The sequence below is a fragment of the Bifidobacterium sp. A11 genome, from assembly GCF_000499185.1.
GTDB lineage: Bacteria > Actinomycetota > Actinomycetes > Actinomycetales > Bifidobacteriaceae > Bombiscardovia > Bombiscardovia mizhiensis.
Map to the genome: position 1 here is coordinate 1 of NZ_AWUO01000027.1, position 1,845 is coordinate 1,845.

Below are 1,845 nucleotides of genomic sequence, written 5' to 3' on the forward strand. Positions count from 1 at the left end.
GCCTCCAGGACGACGTCAAGCAACTGAGCCAGGACCCCCAACTCATGCTCACCGCAGGCCGACAGGCCCTCGACAGCATCATGCGCATACTCGACGGCACCCACCAGCCCGAAGCCATAGGACACGACCGGCTCACCCGCATGGCCGCGCTGATAGAAACCTCACTGCCGCACCGCGACGCGCTCCTGGTCGCCGCCATCAACCCCGACACCACCCGAGACGACCTGACCACCATCACCGAACAACCCCACGACCCCGCCGCCGTCAAACTCATCTTCACCAGCCTCACCACCTGCTTCGAAGGCCGGACCCCCGTCAACCAGGAACGCGCCGACAGAGCCTACAACCTCTTCGACCAGCTCACCGCCGCCGTCGGCCCCACCCCACACCTCAGCGCCTCCAGAGCCTACCTGGCCTGGGCCGCCCGCGACCCCGACCAAGCCAGCTCATACATGGTCCAAGCCCTCACCCTCGACCGAACCAACAACCTCGCAGCGCTCATCGCCCTGGCCCTCAGTAAGAACATCAACCCCACCGACGACTAACACCACACACAACCAAACCGAAGAGGTCTCCTCCCAAACCAAGGAGGAGACCTCTCCGCGTCCGATGCGTTTCTCCCGCCCCATAAAAGGGGCACTCGAATCCGCTTCATTCCCTAGGAATGATCGTTGTTTAGATTAATCATGCTTGTCTGCAGCATCAACGGCATGAATGACGAGTAGGGAGATGAGAATGGTGAGAACCTCAGTTATCAAAGATGAGAGCGCCATGGCTTCCCACCTGCTGAAGGCCAAGGCCATCAACCCCATGAGAAACACAAAACTCACAACTTCGCTAACAAGCTTCTTCAAGACCTTGTGACTGCTCATGCTAAACAACACATCCACCAACGCATCAGTTATGTAGGTACCAAAGAACCACAACAGAAAGATAACGATGGTACCCAAAACCCCACGCCACCCATGCACCCAGGAACGAACGCCACCGAAAGGGAGCAAGCGATAAGTGACACCAATGCCGACCGCAAAAGGAAAGACAAAACCCAACAACACAGTTCCGAAAAAACCAACACCGGTAATCGCATCCGAAACCGTTACATGGTCTGATCGTCCACGGTCACTCATCGCTCACCCCTCTCTCCATGAATCAGAGGAACAAATCAACCCATGTCGCCGTGTATTCAGCAATATCGTAAGGGATGCCCAGCTGCATCAAACCTGAGACGATAGCGGCATGAGTCCAGACGCCGGTGGCTTCCAGGAAGTCTGCAATCCGACCGGCCCACGGAGCAATCTTGGCAGGAAGCTTGGAACCTCCCCAGCGCAGAAGCTTAATGACAGCTTTCTTGGCGATCGTCGTAGCCCAATTCCTCGATTGGAAGCCATTACCGGCAGTGCCATCATGCATCGAGAATGCATACTCGGTCAGGATGCCAGCACCTTCATAATCACCGTTTTCCCATGCGGTATCCGCTATCTCCAGCACATCCCTCGGAGTCAGCGAATCGGTGACTTGACTCACGATAGATGTCGAAGCGGTATCCACAGGCTCTGCAGCCATCGCCTAACTGGGAACCATGGCGACTCCCATAGACAGCGCAAGTGGAACAGCAACGCTGGCGAGCAACCTACTTTTGATAGTGTTCAGAGCTTTCATCATAAGCCCCTTTCCGTTTGTTGAGTCAATTCATCCTTGATAACCAATAACGAAGTCAGCGGTGTCAGCCATGGCACCTCTGACAACCCAGCTAAAACTGGAATACTGCACTGATAGATAGGCCTAACTATCATTCTTGAGTTATTACATCAACGGTGACAGTAGCACCACCGTTACACCATTATA

General features: G+C 55.1%; 3 protein-coding genes. 1 reads left to right on the top strand and 2 read right to left on the bottom strand.

The features are described 5' to 3' along the window. The coding region (locus tag P273_RS10110; protein ID WP_024628119.1) for a hypothetical protein at positions 1 to 545 on the top strand (545 nt) is incomplete at its 5' end. 135 nt (positions 546 to 680) lie between these two features. Here the strand turns inward: P273_RS10110 and P273_RS0109110 are convergent. Then, positions 681 to 1,127, bottom strand: coding sequence for a hypothetical protein (locus P273_RS0109110; RefSeq protein ID WP_015022033.1), 447 nt, complete (start codon positions 1,125 to 1,127; stop codon positions 681 to 683). A 22-nt stretch (positions 1,128 to 1,149) separates the two neighbouring features. Continuing rightward, positions 1,150 to 1,563 (bottom strand): hypothetical protein, encoded by a 414-nt coding sequence (locus tag P273_RS10125; RefSeq protein ID WP_024628120.1) that lies wholly within the window; start codon positions 1,561 to 1,563, stop codon positions 1,150 to 1,152. Positions 1,564 to 1,845: the final 282 nt, after the last annotated feature.